The following is a 1,651-nucleotide window of genomic DNA, read 5'->3' as shown; positions in this document are numbered from 1 at the left end:
GTGCACACCAGCGAAGAATAAGCAGGTAATTTCCAATGGCTTTAATCGCTCGAGCTCGCAAAAAGCGCAAGCCGGTCGCCGAGATGAACGTGGTGCCTTACATCGACGTGATGTTGGTGCTGCTGGTCATCTTCATGGTGACCGCGCCGATGCTCAATCAGGGCGTGAAAGTTGATCTGCCCAAGGTTTCCAGCGAAGCCTTGCCGCAGGACAACAACACCCAGGTCCTGACCATTTCCATCAAATCCGACAAGACCTACTACTGGAACCTTGGCAGCGAAGTCGACACCGAAAAGCAGCAGGATCGGGCCATGACCCTGCCGCAGATGACTGACGCGGTGACCAAGATCATTCGCGTCGGCAACGAAGGCGGCAAGCGTACCCAGGTCTTCATTCGCGGCGACAAGAGTGTCGATTACGGCTCCGTCATGGGCGCCATGGGCGGGTTGCAGAAAGCCGGGGTCGGTAATGTTGGCTTGATTACCGAGGCGCCCTGATGCAGCAACAGCGAGAGCCGTCCGCCTCGGAAAGCTACTTCTGGCCTAGTGTCTGGGCGATTGGCTTGCATGTGCTGGTGTTCGGCATGCTGTTCGTCAGCTTTGCCTTTACCCCGGAACTGCCGCCGGCCAAGCCGATTGTCCAGGCGACCTTGTACCAGCTGAAATCGAAAAGTCGGGCGACCACCCAGACCAATCAGAAGATTGCCGGTGAGGCGCAGAAATCTGCTGCGCGTCAGACCGAAGTCGAGCAGATGGAGCAGAAAAAGGTCGAGCAGGAAGCGGTGAAGGCTGCGGAACAAAAGAAAGAAGAGGCGGCTCAAAAGGCCGAAGAAGCCAAGAAGGCCGACGAGGCGAAGAAAGCGGACGAGGCGAAAAAGGCTGATGAAGCCAAGAAAGCCGACGATGCGAAGAAAACCGCGGAAGCCAAGAAGGCAGAAGAGAAACAATTGGCTGATATAGCCAAGAAGAAAGCCGAAGAAGAAGCCAAGAAGGCTGCTGAAGAAGAGGCCAAGAAAGCGGCCGCTGAAGAAGCCAAGAAAAAGATTGTCGAAGACGCGAAGAAGAAAGCCGCGGAAGACGCCAAGAAGAAAGCTGAAGCTGAAGAGGCGAAGAAGAAAGTCGCCGAGGAAGCGAAGAAGAAAGCTGCTGCCGATGCTGCGAAGAAGAAATCGCAGGACGCGGCGCGTAAATCCGCCGAAGACAAAAAGGCCCAGGCCTTGGCAGATTTGCTTTCCGACACGCCGCAGCGTCAGCAGGCCTTGGCCGATGAGCAGGGCGACGAAGTCGCCGGCAGCTTCGATGACCTGATTCGTGCGCGTGCAGCGGAAGGCTGGGCTCGTCCACCTTCGGCACGCAAAGGCATGACGGTCGTATTGCAAATCGGCATGTTGCCGGACGGTACGGTGACTTCGGTCAGCGTGTCCAGGTCCAGTGGCGACGGTCCGTTTGACGCCTCGGCTGTTGCAGCGGTGAAGAATATTGGACGTTTGACAGAAATGCAGGGAATGAAGCCGAGTGATTTCGCTCCGTATCGTTCATTCAAGATGACATTCACACCTGAGGATCTAGCCTTGTGAGAAACCTTCTACGAGGAATGCTGGTCGTTATCTGCTGCATGGCAGGGATGGCGATGGCAGATGAGAAAAACCTGT

At 56.0% G+C, this 1,651-nt stretch carries 2 protein-coding genes; both read left to right on the top strand.

The genetic code is table 11. The features are described 5' to 3' along the window. Positions 1–44: 44 nt before the first annotated feature. Positions 45–497 carry a protein TolR gene (gene tolR / locus ACXRVY_RS27855; RefSeq protein ID WP_162135951.1) on the top strand — a complete coding sequence of 151 codons (453 nt, stop codon included), beginning with the start codon at positions 45–47 and terminating at the stop codon, positions 495–497. Continuing rightward, positions 497–1,576 (top strand): cell envelope integrity protein TolA, encoded by a 1,080-nt coding sequence (gene tolA / locus ACXRVY_RS27850; protein WP_223459484.1) that lies wholly within the window; start codon positions 497–499, stop codon positions 1,574–1,576. The genes tolR and tolA overlap by 1 nt, the downstream gene beginning before the upstream one ends. Positions 1,577–1,651: the final 75 nt, after the last annotated feature.

It is taken from the genome of Pseudomonas sp. P5_A2_2, assembly GCF_054177685.1.
Note: the sequence above shows the minus strand (reverse complement) of the source record. Positions and strands in the feature narration are given on the sequence as shown.